General features: G+C 32.0%; 7 protein-coding genes and 1 riboswitch. Of the genes, 1 reads left to right on the top strand and 6 read right to left on the bottom strand.

Annotated features, from left to right (window positions below):
- Positions 1-36: 36 nt before the first annotated feature.
- Positions 37-1,332 (bottom strand): phosphopyruvate hydratase, encoded by a 1,296-nt coding sequence (gene eno / locus PG914_RS02470; protein WP_488822102.1) that lies wholly within the window; start codon positions 1,330-1,332, stop codon positions 37-39.
- Positions 1,333-1,462: 130 nt separating this feature from the next.
- Positions 1,463-2,197, bottom strand: a complete 735-nt coding sequence (locus tag PG914_RS02465; protein ID WP_488822101.1) for an ECF transporter S component — start codon at positions 2,195-2,197, stop codon at positions 1,463-1,465.
- An 83-nt stretch (positions 2,198-2,280) separates the two neighbouring features.
- Positions 2,281-2,400: riboswitch (FMN riboswitch) on the bottom strand.
- A 145-nt stretch (positions 2,401-2,545) separates the two neighbouring features.
- On the opposite strand from PG914_RS02465, the gene gpmI reads away from it, so the two are divergent.
- Positions 2,546-4,081, top strand: a complete 1,536-nt coding sequence (gpmI, locus tag PG914_RS02460) for a 2,3-bisphosphoglycerate-independent phosphoglycerate mutase (RefSeq protein WP_488822100.1) — start codon at positions 2,546-2,548, stop codon at positions 4,079-4,081.
- A gap of 115 nt (positions 4,082-4,196) precedes the next feature.
- On the opposite strand, the gene PG914_RS02455 is transcribed toward gpmI, so the two are convergent.
- The 4 genes from PG914_RS02455 to PG914_RS02440 are packed head-to-tail and all read right to left on the bottom strand — an operon-like array spanning position 4,197 to position 18,676.
- Complete coding sequence (locus tag PG914_RS02455; protein ID WP_488822099.1) at positions 4,197-6,053, bottom strand: hypothetical protein; 1,857 nt, start codon at positions 6,051-6,053, stop codon at positions 4,197-4,199.
- A 12-nt stretch (positions 6,054-6,065) separates the two neighbouring features.
- Positions 6,066-7,577: a hypothetical protein gene (locus PG914_RS02450; RefSeq protein WP_488822098.1), complete on the bottom strand. Its 1,512-nt coding sequence runs from the start codon at positions 7,575-7,577 to the stop codon at positions 6,066-6,068.
- Positions 7,574-8,857, bottom strand: a complete 1,284-nt coding sequence (locus tag PG914_RS02445) for a hypothetical protein (RefSeq protein ID WP_488822097.1) — start codon at positions 8,855-8,857, stop codon at positions 7,574-7,576. The genes PG914_RS02450 and PG914_RS02445 overlap by 4 nt, the downstream gene beginning before the upstream one ends.
- Before the next feature lie 18 nt (positions 8,858-8,875).
- Positions 8,876-18,676: a cadherin-like beta sandwich domain-containing protein gene (locus PG914_RS02440; protein ID WP_488822096.1), complete on the bottom strand. Its 9,801-nt coding sequence runs from the start codon at positions 18,674-18,676 to the stop codon at positions 8,876-8,878.
- Positions 18,677-18,682 lie beyond the last annotated feature (6 nt).

Here is an 18,682-nt window from a genome sequence, read left to right as displayed (position 1 = left end):
AACAGAGTACTTCTAATTTTATTTTAATTTTCTAACTTATTTTTTTAAGTTGTAGAATGATTTGATACCTAGGTAAACAGCTGAATCACCTAATTGATCTTCGATTCTGATTAATTGGTTGTACTTAGCAACACGGTCTGTACGTGAAGCTGAACCAGTCTTAATTTGACCAGCGTTTGTAGCAACAGCGATGTCAGCAATTGTTGTATCTTCTGTTTCACCTGAACGGTGTGATACAACTGCAGTGTAACCTGCACGTTTAGCCATTTCGATTGCATCAAATGTTTCAGTTAATGTACCGATTTGGTTAACTTTGATTAAGATTGAGTTTGCAGTTCCTGTAGCAATACCTTTTGCAAGATATTCAGTGTTTGTAACGAATAAATCGTCACCAACTAATTGGATCTTAGAACCTAACTTGTCAGTTAGCATCTTCCATCCAGCCCAGTCGTTTTCATCCATACCATCTTCGATTGAGATGATTGGGTATTTAGCAACTAAACCAGCATAGTATTCAACAAGTTCAGCAGAAGTGAATTCTTCTTTAGTTGATTTCTTGAATACATATTTACCTTTAGATTTGTCAAAGAATTCTGATGCAGCAACGTCGAAACCGATAAAGATTTCTTCGCCAGCTTTGTAACCAGCATTTTTGATAGCTTCTAAAATAGCTTCGATTGTATCTTCATTTGAAGAAAGATTTGGAGCGAAACCACCTTCGTCACCTACAGCAGTTACTAAACCTTTTTTCTTTAAGATTGATTTTAAGTTGTGGAATACTTCAGCACCCCAACGGATAGCTTCTTTAAATGATGAAGCACCAACTGGATAGATCATGAATTCTTGGAAATCGATTGGAGCATCTGAGTGAGCACCACCGTTAACGATATTCATCATTGGAACTGGTAATTGTTTAGCATTGAATCCGCCTAAGTATTGGTATAATTCAACACCAAGTAAATCTGCTGCTGCTTTAGCAACTGCGATAGAAACACCTAAAATAGCGTTTGCACCTAATTTACCTTTGTTAGCAGTACCGTCTAATTCGATCATTTTTCTGTCGATTAGAACTTGATCTAATACTGATTCGCCTAATAAAGCTGGTCCGATAATGTCGTTGACATTAGCAACTGCTTTTAAGACACCTTTTCCTAAATAACGACCTTTGTCGCCGTCACGAAGTTCAACTGCTTCGTGTTCACCAGTAGACGCACCTGATGGTACTAAAGCTCTACCGAATGCACCTGATTCAGTAACAACTTCAACTTCAACAGTTGGGTTACCACGTGAGTCAAGAACTTCTCTTGCATATACGCTTGTAATAAATGGCATTGCATATTCTCCTTTTAATTTATTAATTAAGTTTTGTTTAACCACACATATTATACATTAATTTCAGACATTTTCAAATGAAATCAAGTAGAAACACACGACTTCTCATAATGAAACGCTTTCATAACTTTTATGCTTTTTCGTAAATGATGGATAATCGTTTATAAAGCAAGAAGGTAATTCCACTTACTAATGTAGCAAGAATTAAATTAAATGGAATGATTGCTATAAATAGGTAGTAAAGCATATAGTTGTCGGCAGTAATTCCTGGTATGACTTGCAGCATGCCAAAAACACCTTCAAATGTATACATATAAATATAGAATGGTAAGATGATTAACCAGTTAGCAATTGTACCTACTACTACCCATAGTACAACAATCCAAATAGATGCTTTAATGGCAGTCTTTTTGGTTTTATTTCTTTGATACATCATAGAAGAAACTAAAACCGTTACTAATCCAATCAATAAATCTGCAAGTTCACCAACACCAAGTGTTGATGATCCAGGAAGTTTAACAACAAATCTAATGACTGCAATAATTGTCCCTGCAATTGGCCCAAACATGTAACCACCTATATATATAGGTACATTAGAAAACTGAATATCTAAAAAGTTTGGAATAAATGGTAATAGAAAACTAATTGGAAATTTAACAAAATAGTAAAGTACCACTGATAGTGCTGCTAACATTGAGATTGCAGTTAACTTCTTTACTTTATTGTGTCTGTTTTCTATCTTCTTTTCAGACTTAAATGCTACAACAATTAAAACAATGAGACCTATGATGAATAAAGCAGTTAAACTCCATAAAAACGCTGCCTCATTATTCTTAAGAAACTCCATAATACTTTCAAAACTCATCATTCATCACTCCTTTCAATAAAAAATCGCCTACAATATGTGGGCGATGAAAAAAGATCTAAAATCACACTTTAAAAAGTGTTTATTTCCTTCTCCCATCCAGACTATACTGTCGGTTCCTGAATTTCACAGGATCCTGCAACTTACATTGCTCGCAGACTTTAACTGCCGGTGAGGAATTACGCCTCGCCCCGAAGATGATTAAGTTTTGTAACTATATTCTAACACTTAAACTATGGGATATCAAACAATATTATAATAAGTACGTTTTCATATATTGAAATCTATGATTTTGTCGACAGATTTGTAGTATAATTAATGCGAAATAAGAAAAGAGGTATATATTTTATGGCAGAAAAATTTGCAGCTTTAATTATCTTAGATGGATTAGGACTTGCTCCAGCATCTAAAGGGAACTCAGTAGAGTTAGCTGATAAAAAGTATTTTGACAATTTATTAAAAGAATATCCAAATAATACACTTGTTGCATCAGGTGAAGCGGTAGGTCTCCCTGAGGGTCAAATGGGTAACAGTGAAGTTGGACACTTAAACTTAGGTGCTGGCCGTATTGTTTGGCAATCACTATCAAGAATTAACGTAGCAATTAAAGATGGTTCATTCTTTAAAAATGAAGCATTCTTACAAGCAGTGGCTTATACTAAGAAAAACAATTCAAAATTACACATCATGGGTTTAGTTTCTGATGGTGGTGTCCATGCTCACTTAGAACACTTTAAAGCTATGTATGAATTTGCTAAACAACAAGGCGTATTAGATAAAACTTATCTACATGCATTCATGGATGGTCGTGATACACCACAAGAAGGTGGTTACGAATACCTTAAGTCATTAATTGATTATGGATATAATGTAGCAACCGTTTCAGGTCGTTACTATGCAATGGATAGAGATAATAACTGGGATCGTGTCCAAAAAGCATTTGATTCAATGACATTAGGTGATGCTCCAGTGATTAGCGATGCATTAGAAGGTATTAAAATGTCTTATGCTGCTGGTGTACAAGACGAATTCATTAAACCATTTGTTGTAAATCCTGCTGGTTTAATTGAAGATAACGATGCAGTCATCTTCATGAACTTCCGTCCTGACCGTGCAATTCGTATGGCAACTGCACTTTCAAACCCTTCAGATACTAAAGAGTTATATACAGAAGGTAAACCATTACTTGACATCTCAAAAGCTCCAAAGAACATCTTCTTAGTTTCAATGATGCATTATAAAGAAACTGTAAAAGGACCTTTAGCTTTCGAACTTCAAACATTTGAAAACCTATATGGTGAAGTCATTGAAAAAGCTGGTTTATCTCAAATTAGAGCAGCTGAAACAGAAAAATATGCACACGTTACATTCTTCTTTGATGGTGGTAAAGAAGTTCCACTTGCTCATTCAACTAGAATCCTAGCTGAATCACCAAAAGTTGCAACTTATGACCTAAAACCTGAAATGTCAGCTTATGAATTAACAGATAAAGTAATTGCTGAACTTCGTACAGGCAAATACCAAACGATGGTATTAAACTTTGCAAACCCTGATATGGTTGGTCATACAGGTTCAATTGAAGCAACTAAAAAGGCAGTTGAAGTAACTGTTGAATGCATGGGTAAAGTCGTTGATGTCATCACTAAAGAATTAGGTGGTGTAGCAATCGTTCTTGCTGACCATGGTAATGCTGAACAAATGTTAGATCAAGAAGGAAAACCTCATACTGCACATACAACTAACTTAGTACCAGTTATCATTACTAAGAAAGGTATTAAAGTAGATCATGGTGCGTTATGCGACGTTGCACCTACCTTATTAGATCTTCTTGGCATCCCTCAACCAGAAGCTATGACTGGTAAATCATTAATTTCAAAAGAATAATTGTATTATATTATCATACACAAGGTCTCCTTATATTTTGGTTATCGCTAACTATTAATATAAGTGAGATCTTTTCTTTTCTTTATTTATGCGCGGCTTTCAAAAAAAGAAGCCTTTAATTAGACTTCTGATTTTTTATTGTTACTTTATCTTCTAATTTCTTTTGATAATCACTTAATGTTTTAATTGATTTTTCTTTTATCTCTTTTTGAGACTTATTAAACCCATCTTTAATGCTTTTAATTTTAACTGCATTTTCTTTTGTTAACTCATTTATTTTTTGAGACTCTTTTTTCTTCATTTGTTCTTTTTGCTTCTTTTGTTTCTCATCAAAAGTAGCTTTTAGTTTAATCTTTGCTGCTTCAAGTCTTTCTGTTTCTTGCTTCTTATACTCTGCTGTTTTAGTTTGATAGTCTTTCTTTGTTTCTTGAAGTTTAGCTGATAAACGCTTCTTTTTTTCTTGAATCTTTGTTTGAATTTCCTTATTTAACTTATACTCAAGAACATTTAATTCTTCCAGCATACGTTCTTCTTCATCCATTAAGATTTGATCATGTTCTTTACGAATAGTTTCTTCTAAGTAATGAATCGCCTCTTCTTTTAAAGTCGTCATTTTTTCAATCCAAGTTTGTTCAAGTTTAGATTGTTCCTCTAACATGCGTTCTTTAACTTCTCTTGCAGCCTTGATAATTTGATACTTTTCGTTTGCTTTTTGATATTTTAAAACCGGATGTTTTTCAGTTATTAAATAGTCAAATACATCCTCATCTTGATTTAATTCAAAAAAGTAGTTATAGACTGCATCACCAATTGAATATTGATCAAGTAAAATTTGCTTAAAGTTTTGTTGAGGTTTGCTTTTATTAGGTTCTAATTTAGTAAATCTTTCTTGTGCTGATGCCCTCATCTTTTCAAGATAAAACTGACTTGGTAATTGTAAATCTAGATCATAAACTTTTAAATCATCAAAAGTTACATTTGCTAGATAATCATCTAGATTACGTTGAGCTTTAAAGACTTCTTCAGTTACGCTTTCATTACTTCCTAAACCACTACCAAAATTAGTTTCTGTAAAGAGCGTGATCAGCATTAAAAATAATGTATGATTAATATCCTCTTCATAGTTAGGGGTAATTTCTTTAGTTTTTGTTTCTCTGACGACTTCATATTTAAACTCATGTAATTCATCTAAATATAACCATAATAAATATGCTTGTCTAAAATCAGGGTTTTTCAAAATTATTTGCGTTTTAAGAATTGGTGGATTAACCTTTTTATAACGACGCATGATTGACATGAATTCACTATTATATAACGTTCCAACAAACTTATATGCATTTTCCAAACGATAATAAATTCTGTGATTCACGATATCTTGATCAGTTAATTCTAATGGTTCATTGGCATGCACTTGAAAATCAAAGTTTAAATCAATTGAGTTAACTTTAAATTGATTTTCTAAATTGTATACTGTTTTTCTGCTACCAAAAAGATTTTCTTTTAAGACTTTAATACGTTCAGTTAAGAAAGTGAACAATCTATCAATTAAGGTCATTATGAAGCGGTTTTCATAAATTCCATAATCAATATCTTGTAAGGAATTTAAAACCTTTTCAGGAATTATGTCGCCTTCTTCAGTAACTTCTTTAATGTATCTGGTATTCCTTAAAAGGTGACGAATCGATTCATTTGTAGTTCTTCGTGACTTTTCAATTGGTAGAATTTCTTCGTCACTCTTTAAGTTTACCTTAATATCAGAAATAATCTTTTGTAAAGATGGAAAGAATGTTTCTAGCCCAACAATCCAATCCTCTTCAAAGCGTTTATAAATATGCTCTTGAAATTGAGTATAATTTTTATTACCTTTAAGCAGTGTTTCGAATAACTGCTTTAATTCTTCACTTAGATTTTTCCTGATATTAATTTCATCTAAAATGATGTCTTTAAATCGGTTTATATTTCTAGGATCCATAAAAGATCATCCTTATAATTTAGTGGTGTAACGTACAATCATTTCTTTAGCTCTTGGTAATCGATCTTTACCAAAGAGTTCATCAAATTGTTTAGTTAACTCTTTTAACTCATCCTTTAAAAAAGGTAAGTTTAATGTTTCAAATTTACGTATAATCTTACGTGTAATTAAGTAATCGATACCAGCAAGTTCATCCATACCACAAGCAATAAAGACTGGAATAAAGTTTTCAAATTGCTTCATAATACGGTTACCAAATGTAATCTCAAAGTTTTTAGAAATAAATTCATCTAATTTCATAATAGCTTGCATCGTTGAAGTTGAAATTGCGTATCTTGATTTAGCTTCTTGAAATAATTGTTGTAAATAATCATATGAAACATGAATACCTTCTAAATTTCTACCTTCAAACTTCTCAGCTTTATTATTCATTTCAATTGAACCAGCACGGTCATAAACTTTATCTGTGATACCAAATGTTGAATCATCCTTATTAGCTGTACCAATAAACCAAACATTCGTTGGAATTTGAATTTTTCCGTTTTTCAGTCTATTTGGGTCAGAAAGTGTTTGTTCAGCAACGAGTTCAACTAACCACTCATCTGAGTTTGGTAATTCAAGTAATGCTAGGAAGTCAGCGAAGTAATATTCAATACGTGCTAAGTTCATTTCATCTAGCACGATTAAGTTTAAGTCTGTTCGATAATTCGCTTCATATAAAGCACGTAAGAACTCTGTTTCATTAAACTTTTTCGTAAAATCATTTAAATATCCCATCATTTCAAAGCGGTCTCTCCAAGAAGGTTGAACAGGAATGATGGTAGTTTCATTCTTAAAGAATTTCCCCATAGCATAAGGTAGTGAAGTTTTACCAGTACCTGAGATCCCTTCTAGAATTAAAAGTTTTGAAGTCGCCATACCTGCAAAGAATGTAGCGATAGTTTGATGGTCATAATATAACCCCATTTTGCTGGCAGCAAAATCCCTAAAATGAGCAACAAGTTGTGCCAGGGTTAACTTCTCATCATCTCTCATAATAGTAGGTAACGTTGTGTATTTATATTTTTCATCTACGAGTGAAAGTTTAGTAAATCGTTTGTGGTTTAATTTTTGATCATTTTGGTTTGAAGTTTTATTTGAAGATGATGTAGATGGAAGCATCTGTTCTGACTTCGTTGAATTTATGTTAATGTTTCTTAATTGTCTTTCTAACATCGAGTTTTGATATAAGAGTTCTTGTTTATCAAGTTCTACTTTTGTAAACACTAAATAGCGTTTAATAAGTTGAAATAAAACTAAGAAGATAATAATCACTAATGCGATAAAAACAAGAATAAATAAAATTGCTAAAACCCATTCAAGCGGATTAAAAGTCTTCGAACGTTCAATAAATGTATCTAGGTATTCTGCTGGGTCTTTGATAAACATATTGTATAAAGCATTAAAGAAACCAGAGATATAACCCCAGACTTTTTCAATAAGTTTTTCAAAAAATTCAATAAACCATTCTGCAAATTTCTTCATTTGTTTCTACCTGCTACTTTCTTAGTTTGGTTTTTAAACCCAATGACTTCTTTTCTTGATAACTTATGGGTTGCACCAACTAAGTCATACGCGTTTCTCACCAAGATTTCTTGATGATTTGTTTTAGCACTATAGACGATTCTTTCTAATTCATTTAGATTCATCATAGGTGTCACATTCAATTCGATTCTGTTCAATTCTAAGTTGAATAGATTTTCAATCATTACAGGATTTAAGTTTTCTAGTAAGTAACTTAATTTATAACCAACTTTATTTAAAGTTAGGATATTCTTTAAGATTTCAGATGAATCATTTAATGTACCTTCAATTGAAAGAATTGTTTTCTCAATTGAGATTCTATATTTGATCAGTAATCGTTCTAATAACCAAGGCATGTTTGATTCTTTTAATGTATCTTCATAAATCGGCAAGTTAATCATATGACTACCTTGTTGTTTGAGGTAACCTGCAAGAATAATCTCAATTATATACATGTTGATCCATGCACGATCTTTTGGACTAGCTTCTTTCATAATTTCACTAAGTGATTTTCCGTTAAAGTTAACCTCATAAAAGTATTCTTCCACTTTATTAAGTGACAATTTGTTCACTTCATAAACGACTAAATTTGCTTTTTCTAATGAGACTTCATTCATTATTGCTCGATAGCTTGCAAGTTCATAAGGATAATCATCACTATATGTAATGACTCGACCTAATTGACGTTTTGATTCAATCAAAGCTTTTTGAAGTTTTTCGATTGCTTTTAATAAGTCATCGATAGGATTTTTTAACTCAGCAATCGATACATCAATTATGACTTGTTCATTTTGATAATTAAGTGGAATGACGGCTGCATTTTTAAGCATGATTTGGAAGTCATTGTCAGTAAACTCATGATGAGGGACTAAAAGTATAAATGTGTTTCTATCTTTTAGTTGTGTAAGCTTACCACCTTTTGGTAAGCTTACACTCACATTCTTAGCAAAAAATCTCATGAGCTGTTTAATCATTGTTTCAGGGTATTTATTAAGCACTAAATCATAGTGATTCATTTGAATCATATATAAACTAAATGATTCTTCTTTTTCTAACATGTACTGATAATATTTTTTAAAGTCATTTGTTCTGATGATTCTGTTTAAAGTTAACATCTTTGTTTCATAATGTTTTTTATTGCCTTTAAGATAGACTCTAATAAGTAGGTAACAACCGACTACAAAGACTATAATTAACGCAAGCGCTAAGATTAATTTAGCGATATCTGGTAATTGATTCATTTTTATTTACCTACTTTCTTAGAAGATCACATCATCATGATGTTGATTCTTTTCTTTGTTACGTTTAAGAACAAAGATAAGAATTGTTGTTAACCAAAGGATTAAGCTTAAGATTAAGAGCACAGTTGTCATTAAATCCGGTTCAAAGTCACGTACGATTGTAACTTGATAATATTCAACTGTTTGACCATCTTCAGCAATCACTTTAACTAAGATGACATTCTTACCAACTTCTAAATCATTTACATTGATTGAAACTTGGTTAGATAATTGTGATGTTATACCTTGGACTTCAATATTTGCATTTGGATTAAAGGCCTCAGCACTGATTGTTACAGATTCAACATCATAACCGACATTTATTTTGTATTGGAATTGATTTTGAACAAATTTGAGGTCAGTACCACCAACTGTTAAAGTCTTTAAAAGTGCATTATCAGATGGGATACTTACTTTTGAAATTCTAATCACATATGTTTCAGTGACTAAACCAGATGCAGATTTGACATAAATTCTGATCTTTTCCTCTGTTAAACCAACCGGATATGTACCAAAACCAGTTATTTGTGCACCAGCAACATCTTGAGCTGTACCAGTAATTTGAACCCATTTTGTTAATGGATCAACAATAATGACATATTCAAACTGTTCTGGGTCAAATGTAAATTCGTTGTATAGTGTTGATGTTTCATGGTTATAACTTACTTCAATCGATCCACGTACTAATAATGTTTCAAGTAATGCATTACTTTCAACATAATTAATGATGACAGTATAGGTGTTTACTTCACCATTTTGGGCAATCACATTCACCGAATAAGTATTAATACCTGATTCTAATACCTTATTACCTAAACCTTGAATAGTTACAGGAGCATCACTTGTTGCTGATAAATTAATTTGGTTTGATTGATGTGTTGGCATAACAATTTCATACGTATTGGTATCTGGATTGAAGTTTGGAACTAACACACCATTAATTGTTAAACTGTTAAGTTTGTTGTCAGCTATTGCATCATCTTTAGTAACAATGATTCTATAGACTGGTGTTTGTTTAGTTGTGTTTTGAGACACAATATATAAATTAAATTCAATAACATTTGAATTACCAAATGATTTTTGACCTGCACCATAAACTGTACCTTGTGAATTCACAATAAGGTTCATTGTTGTGATATTGTATGGAACACTAATGTTATAAACTAATATTGATTCATTAAATCCTTCTAAATCTAAGTGAATACCACCTAGGTTATCTAAAAGTAATAAATCATTAATATCAGTTAAATCGCTTAAGTCAACATTTCTGTAAATTGAGATTCGATAATTTTCAATAATACCTGATTGAGCTTGAACGCTGACTGTTAAGATTGTATGGTATTCACCATCAACAAATCCACCTAATAATTGGTAACCTGAGTTAAAGACAATCGCGTTTGGATCAGTAGCTTCTGCTACAATATATCCACTCATTAAATTAAATTCAGCTGGCAAGTTAATGATGTATTCACGGTTCAGTGGATTAAATGCTGAAACGAATTCAAATAAATTACCATCTTTACGATCGTAGAATTCAAGGATTGATAAGGTTGTATCATCACTTGGTGCACTACGTTTAACAATAATTTGGTAAATCTTACCCATTGTTTCTGCTTCTGAAATTGCATAAACTTCAAAGATGTTATCACCAACGGCTAGTTTAGTCTTAATACCTGTACCAAATAATGTCGCCTTAGCATGTGTCGTTGCAGTAATTTCAACTGAGGTTTCTTGATATGGTATTTCAACTACATAGAATTGATTATCTTTGTTAAAAACTGGTGTCAATTGATAACCTAAAACTGAAAGTGATGTTAAGTCATTCACATAACTTAATGCATTGATGGTAATTGAATAAGTTTTTTTATCTCCATTTTCAGCTGTTACAGTGATGTTAAATGAGTTTTTACCAGCAGATATAGATAATGTACCAACATTACCTGAAAGGCTTGAAGTTCCATCTTCTAATACCGCAGAAAGGTTAATTGATTTAACTGTTGCTTCATCAACTCTGATCTCATATGATGTTACTTCTGGATCAAATCCTTCAATGGTTGTACCATTAATCTTAATATCAGATAAATTGTTATTCTCACTTGGTCCTTCTTTTAAAACTAAGATGTTATAAGTTTCACTAACCTTACCACTCTTAGATGTGATTGTAAAAGTGATCAATGTTTCTTGATCGTTGAGTTCATATGAACCTACACCAGTAATTGTTGCCCCTTCTTTATTTGTTACAGTTAAATTAACTGATTTTAATTGATAAGGAACGGTTAGTGTGTAAGTTTTTGTTGATTGTGTAAATTGATTTAATGCATTTGGATATTTGTCGTTGCCTAAATACATAATACCTTCACCTGATAAATACATGTTATCGATAATAACTGAATCATCTGGGTCAATATTTCTTTCAACAATAATGGTATATGTTTCTTTTGTTTCACCATCTTGTGCAGTAACTACAACATCAAATCTGTCAGTTGTTTGACCAATGCCAGATTTTAAGTTTTTCACACCTAATCCATAGATGGTTGCAAAAGGATAGTTAGATACTGCTTTAATATCAATATCTGATATATTTCCCATTGCTGCATCTAATGTGATGTAGTATTCATGAATGTCTTTATTAAATGGAATACTAAATGGTAATAACACACCAGTTTCAAAGTTATATACTTCTAATGCTTTTAGTGATGAGTCATTAGATACTTTAACAACTTGAATATTGTATGTTTCTAAATCACCAGTTTCTGCCACCACTGTAACTGTAAAGATTGATTGGTTATCGAATAATTGTTTATTGCCTAAACCATAAACAGTTGCAAAGTCTGGTTGGGTTGCACCAATTGTAATAGTTAGAGTATCTGGTGCAACATTAATCACGAATGATTTTAGATTCGTATCTAAATCTGTTCTAACCCCATCAACAATCACCCAAAGGTCTAATAATTGATTTTCATTTGATGCATTTTTTCTTGATACATTGAATGTATAAATTGCACCTTTAGTACCATCCTCAGCAGTCACTTGAACTTTAATTTGTTGAGTTTGACCAGGATTAATTGAATAGAAACCCCTACCTGTGATGGTTGCTCTTTGATGTGCTAAAGCTTCTAAGTAGAACTGAGTATCTTCAAAACTGATTTCAACATTGTATGTTAAGGTTACTGGATCAAATTCAAACGCTACTTCATTTTTTAATCCTTGGAAGATGACATCATATAATTGTGCATCATCTGATGGTACTGGATTAGGGTTATTATTTAATACTTCTTTTTCATAGTTAATGATATAAGTCTTACTAACTGCACCATTTTCTGATTTGATTGTTACTGTTAATGAATTTAATCCACTATATACAGGTTGGATACCTGTACCAGTAATACTTCCAAATGAATCAGAAATGATACCTACCACATTCACAGCACCAACTGTTGCAGGAATCTTATCCGTTAAGGTATAAGTTGTTACATCTTTATCAAATGCTACTGTGAATGGGAAGTTTGTTACCGATAAATCTAATAATTCAATATCTTTATTGACAACATTAATTGTAATTGTATAAGTCTTCTTAGTTTTTCCATCTTCAGCAGTTGTATAAATGTAAAATACATTTTTACCTGCATCTAATAATTGGTCTCCAAGAGAACCAAACATATCAGCATTTGGATCATTTAATTCAGCATCGATGATTACTTCTTGATAGCTTCTATCTAAGTTTAAGACTACATTTGTTCTTGCAGGATTAAATGTATCAAAGATTGGGTTTAAATCAGCAAGACCAAATAAAACATTACCATCTAAATCACGGATTGTAATTGATTTTAAGTTTGCATCTGCGTTATTTGATTTGCGTGTAACGTTTACGATATATGGATCTGATGCATCACCATTTTCTGCAACTACATAGAATGTAATTACAGTTGTTTTTCCAAGTTCAACTGGATATGAACCAAGACCAATAATTTCTCCATTTGGATGTGCTGGTGAGCCTTGAAGTGTCAAACTTGTAACGGTTGAAGGTACTTCAACATTATATGTATGGATTGATGCATTAAATGAAAGATAGTTTGTGTTTAGGCTATCTTTTAATGTAATTTCAGAGATGCCAGTGTTATTTGAATATGCTAATGTGACATTAATTGTATAAATCAATTCTTTTGAGCCATCCTCAGAAATAGCTTTAATTGTGAAAGTGTTTAATCCTTCGACTAAAGTCTTAGCACCAATCCCTTCTAATTTACCGAAGGTATCAGATAATGTACCTACAATATTAATTGTTTCAAATCGACCATCAACAGTACCTAAATTATATGTATCTGTATTTGGTTCATAATTGAATGATAATCCATCAACAGAAAGGCTAGTTAATTCAATATCACTATTTTTAATTGTGACATTAATTGTGTATGTACCTTTTAATCCTTCTTTATCTTCTGGTGTAACAACTACTACAAATTGGTTTAACCCATGTTTTAGTGTTTGTTGAAGATTTACAGGTCCTGTCACTTCTTGGCTTGATACTTTCTTTACATAAGTGATTAATATATTTGTATAATTTTCATTTAATGTAATGTTATAGGTAAAGGTATCTTCATTAAATTGATAAAGGGCACCAGTTTTACCTAAGATCTTCTCACCATTGGCCATTAAAACTAAATCATTTAATCTGTTTTCTAATGATGCTAAAGCTCTAGTTACACTAATCTTATAAGTTGCTGAACGACTACCATCTTCAGCTTCAACATAAAATTCAACGACTGAAGTTACACCATCTTTAAAACTTTGAGGTAATGGTTTAACATACACTACTTTAGCCTTATTGTGTTCTAATCTTACATCGAATGTTAGTTTATCAATTGCGTATGGTAAATTTATTTCATATTGTGTTTTAGACGGATCGAAGTTTTCTAAATAGTTTGTGTTGTATATATCATAAATTGATAATTCAAAGTTATTATTGTTTGATAATGTAACACCTTTAAACAATCTAATTGTATATGTTTGTTCAACACCTTGTGCAATGACTTTGAATGAAATCACTTGGTTAACTGTACCATCTTGGTTGTAATCAACAATAACATCTGTTAAATCAATTTCTGATTGAATTGATTGTTTAGAAGCATCCTTTAGTGTTGGAACGATTCTTACTCTTTGTTCATTGTTTACTTCAATGGCGTAGTTATAAGTTCCAGGTGTGTAATTTAGGGTAAAGTTCTTATTTAAGATAGCATCTTGAACTACAAGGTTAGATAAGTTTACATCTTTATAAGCAGCTTCTTTAGTTATAGTGAATGCATATTCACTTCCCTTTACACCACGTTCTGATGTCGCATATACTTTGAATGTATTGAGTCCATCTTTAAGTACTTGTGTACCGTTTAAATTTACAGTAGCAAAGTTACTTTCTAATAAGATGTCAAAAGTTATTGTTGTTTGATCCCAACGTACAGTTCCTAAGTCATATGATAAAGTTGAAGGATTGAATACAAACAATGATGAAATACCATCAATTGTAATATCGGAGATCTTATTGTTTGAATCTTTTCTGATGATTTTAACGACATAAGTTTTAGTCGTTGTACCGTCTTCTGCTTTAACTGGAATTTCAAAAATGTGCTCAGTTGTAGCTAGTGGTTTTGTACCTAAGTTTGAAATAGTTGCGTTATGTGAAGATGAAGCAGTAAGTACCACTTGACCAACTGTTCGTTCAACGAACACTTCATATGAAAGAATAGTTGGGTCAAATAAGCCTTCAAGTAAGTCAACTGGATTTGAATTAATGGTTACGGTTGCATGTAATTCATCTAAGTCTGCATTGTCAGATGGTTTTTGTTTATTGTATGTAGTAGTTACTACTGTTTGTTTATAATCAGTTGATTCAGTTGAAAGTACATCTGTTTCAATTTTAAACTGGAATGTTTTACTTTGACCTTCAATCAAGTTCACACTAAATTCTGCAGTGATTGAATTTGTGCCATAAAATACGCCATTATATGAAACTCTTGCTGTTTGATCAGCTTTTGTTATCGTAACTAAGACTGAGTTCATACTTGCAGGGAAATTATAAAGTGGGTTTAATAAGATGTAATCTGCATATGAACCATCAAAAATCACTGTACTACCTGATTCAACTTTGATATTTTCAATATCATTGTTGTCATTTTTACGTGTGACGTTGACACGGTAATCTTTTTTAGCAATGTTTGGATCTTCTGCAAAAACTGAAATAGTTTCGCTTGTAGTTTGACCTTCATTTAAAAGATTTAGTGTTTTGGTATAAACTTTATAGTTACCACTAATTGTTGGTGTACCCCAACCATTAATTTGTGACATATCAGCAGTTAATAAATAAGCCTTAATGATTACTGATGCAATATTTCTATCCACGCGAAGGTTATAGATTTGAGCCTCAGTTAATGAAAGACCATCCATTAAATCGAAAGTGCCATCTTGATAAGTAACTAATACTTCAAGTTCAGCTAATGAATTTTCTACTTTAGCTGCTTGACGATTGACTTGAATCTTATAAGTAGATTTAGTTACACCATCTTGAGCAGTTACATTAATAACAAGTTCTAACGTACCTGATGATGTAAAGTTCCACACACCAGAAATTAATGCTGGCTGAGTAGAAACTGTTGAGTAAGTATCAGTCTTGTTAACTTCAACGCTCATTGATGATTTTGAGAAAGCAATTGTTGGTAGCATTAAAACACCATCAACAAATTGGCTAACATTGTAAGTTTGTCCATCCACAACCACACTATCGATCGTAGAAATTGTATTTGCACGATAGATTCTTACTTGATATATCTTAGTTGCATTATTTTCACCTAAAACAGTAATAGTTACTGTTTGACCTGAAATACTAGATGGGATGTTATAAAGTTGTTCAAATGTATTTCCAGTAACACCAACGATTTTTTCACCTTGTGAACCTGAAACTGTGGCACGAACCGTGACTTTATCAATTGCATAGTCCACTCTGTGTTCAAATGATGTTTGTGTTGTACCTGGGATTAAGGTTACAACCTCACCATTGTATTCTAATTCTAAGGTTTCAAGACTATTAAAAGTCTTAGCTTCTTCTCTATAAATATTAATTGTGTAAGTCGTATCTGACTTTTTACCAGACTCAGAAGTTGCAAAAATTGTAAGTGTTCTAGTAGCTTTTGGAGTTAATGAGAATTCACCAGCACCAGTTACAATTGCATAAGGGGATGCTGTAACTACTGCATTTACCATCGAAATAGAATAAGGTACCGTAATGTTGTATGTGTTGGTACCTGCATCAAAAGTGAATTTATCGCCAGAAATGTTATCAAATGTAATATTTGTTATCGCATTTAGATCACTCTGTGCAGCCACAGTTACGCTATAAGTGACAGTTGTATTTGCTTGAGATGTAACTCTAATATCAACTGTGACTCTGCTACCAGGTGTAATACCAATTTGATTAGTCGATTGTTTTGTACCATTTACATAATACTCGACAGTCGCTTTAGTTGAGTTTGCGACAGCATCAATAAAGAAGCTGTTTGAGTTTCTATCAATAACAAATAAATCATAGCCAGCATACTTAGTTGCTAAGAAACCTGGTAAATCGATGTTATTGATGTTAATATTTGCTAGTTTATTATCATTATCTGCTGCTTCTCTAATTAGTTCAACACTATATTCTGTTGCTACATTATTTTGAGCTTTTACAGTAATTGTGCCTAATGTAATAGTTTGCATTGCAGTTGAGGTAAAGTCTTTATCAAAATATGCTTTATTACCAATGATGTTTGTAGCACCACTTGCAACAATAGTTGAATAATCTGATGTTGTAACAATAACTTTAACCTTATTTGTTAATTCAAAATTAAATTTAATTGAATATGAATTACCAGATTGAGTAACTACATATTTTGAAGGATCAATTGTAATTAATCCTTTTTCTCTATCTTGAATTTCAATTGAGACAATTTCTCTAGCATCTGATTGTTTTATAATCACTAATTGATATTCTTTTTGAGTAGAACCATTTTGTGCAGTAACTACGACATAGAATGTATTGTTACCATACTCTAATGAATCTACTTGAATAATTGTACTGATTGGTTGACGTTCTGAGTTTAAGAATTGAACTGTTTGGTTTTCGCCAAGTTTTTCTTGAACTGTCACAATTAATTCAGTACTTGATAAATCTCTTAAAGTATATGTATAAATAGTTTTTCCAGCATTTGGAATTGAAGAAATTGGTTGGAAGGTTGGTAATTCTTGAATTTGAATACCATCAATATCTGCATTTGTTGATTTTTCTCTAGATACAACAACTGTATAGATTTCTTCTGTTCCATTTTCAGATACAGCTTTAACAAATACAGTTTGAGTTCCACCTTTTTGAAGGATTCCTGCAAGAGTTGTTGGACTATAAGAAATACCATCCTCTGAATAGTAAACCTTAGTTGTTGTCTTTTCAGGAGTTGCAACAACTGTATAGTTTGTTGTTGCTTGTGGAATTGAATATGTATAAGCATCTAATGATGAATCATAAGATGTTGCTGCATTGTTTACTTTGATAGTTGCATTTGTATTTGAATCACCATCTAAACGAGTGATGGTGATGTTATATGTTTTAGTTGCTCCACTTTCAGCTGTGATTGTCACAGTTTTAGTTTGTGCCACACCAACTTGTAATGAAGTAAAGCTTAAAGTAGTTGTACCCGATACTGCTGCTGAGAGGGTTGCTTTAGTATCTGATGCTGTAATTAAAGCATTAATTTCAGTGACGGAAAAAGGAACCTCAATATTATAGGTTTGATTGCCATCATATAAATTCTTCGTAACTAATGAGTTCTTATTGGTTGTGACATTGATGTTAGTATTGGTTGAAGCAGGTGTTACTTTAATTGTTCTTGTATATGTCTTATTGACAGTTTCAGAACCGACAGTATCACTAACCTCAATCGTTAACACATCGTTATTGTTAAGTTTAGTTGTTGGTGTATATAAAACATCATTGACTTTAACGATTGCTGATGAATTACTTCCATTAAAAGTAGATTTAATGACTAATTCGGATTGACTATCTGCATATGAAATAGTTAACTCTTTAGTATCAGAAACATTACTATCAACTGAATTTTCATAGACAGTTGTTGATGCACCTTTAATATTTAAAGATTTTAAAGTCGCATCTGGACCAGCAACTGGTGTACCAATTTTTAAATCAAATTTAAATACATCTGCTGGATATGTTAAAATCCCAGATGATCCAAAATAACCAGCATCTGAAAATTCGATATCAAATCTAAAATTATCAAGACTTGAAGCAGTATTATAGTAAAGATATAATGTACCAATTAAAGTGCCATCTGGTGAAATATCGACATTACCATCTGATTCTCCGCCAACTGCTGCAAGTGATAATTTTTGAGTGGTGTAGTTAGTGCCTAAACCGTTCCAAATATCGACTTCATTTCTACCATTTACTTTTTTTGCAGAAACAAAATCACTTAAACCTGTGACTAAGTCATTTGGTATAACAATAAATTCAAGTGCAGCTAAATCTTCCACTTGTCCTGTTAATGAACGTACACGTAATTCAACTTCTACGTCCCCAGTTTCCTCATAATATGTGTCTGCAATTTTTTCTTTTGTTATGTCTTTATCGCCATCAATTGTCAAGTAGACTTCAAACAGTGGTCCACTAGAGTAAACCACTGTTTGAGTCATATACAAGCTAAAAGAAGCGATAAGCACTAATATTGCTATTAAAATTCGTTTCATGATTGT

The organism is Acholeplasma sp. ORD1043 (genome assembly GCF_057808485.1).
This window is presented reverse-complemented; position numbering and strand designations above follow the sequence as displayed.

Coding starts and splice junctions, on each gene's coding strand:
- eno (WP_488822102.1), bottom strand. CDS start 1,332: ATGCCATTTATTACAAGCGTATATGCAAGAGAAGTTCTTGACTCACGT.
- PG914_RS02465 (WP_488822101.1), bottom strand. CDS start 2,197: ATGAGTTTTGAAAGTATTATGGAGTTTCTTAAGAATAATGAGGCAGCG.
- gpmI (WP_488822100.1), top strand. CDS start 2,546: ATGGCAGAAAAATTTGCAGCTTTAATTATCTTAGATGGATTAGGACTT.
- PG914_RS02455 (WP_488822099.1), bottom strand. CDS start 6,053: ATGGATCCTAGAAATATAAACCGATTTAAAGACATCATTTTAGATGAA.
- PG914_RS02450 (WP_488822098.1), bottom strand. CDS start 7,577: ATGAAGAAATTTGCAGAATGGTTTATTGAATTTTTTGAAAAACTTATT.
- PG914_RS02445 (WP_488822097.1), bottom strand. CDS start 8,857: ATGAATCAATTACCAGATATCGCTAAATTAATCTTAGCGCTTGCGTTA.
- PG914_RS02440 (WP_488822096.1), bottom strand. CDS start 18,676: ATGAAACGAATTTTAATAGCAATATTAGTGCTTATCGCTTCTTTTAGC.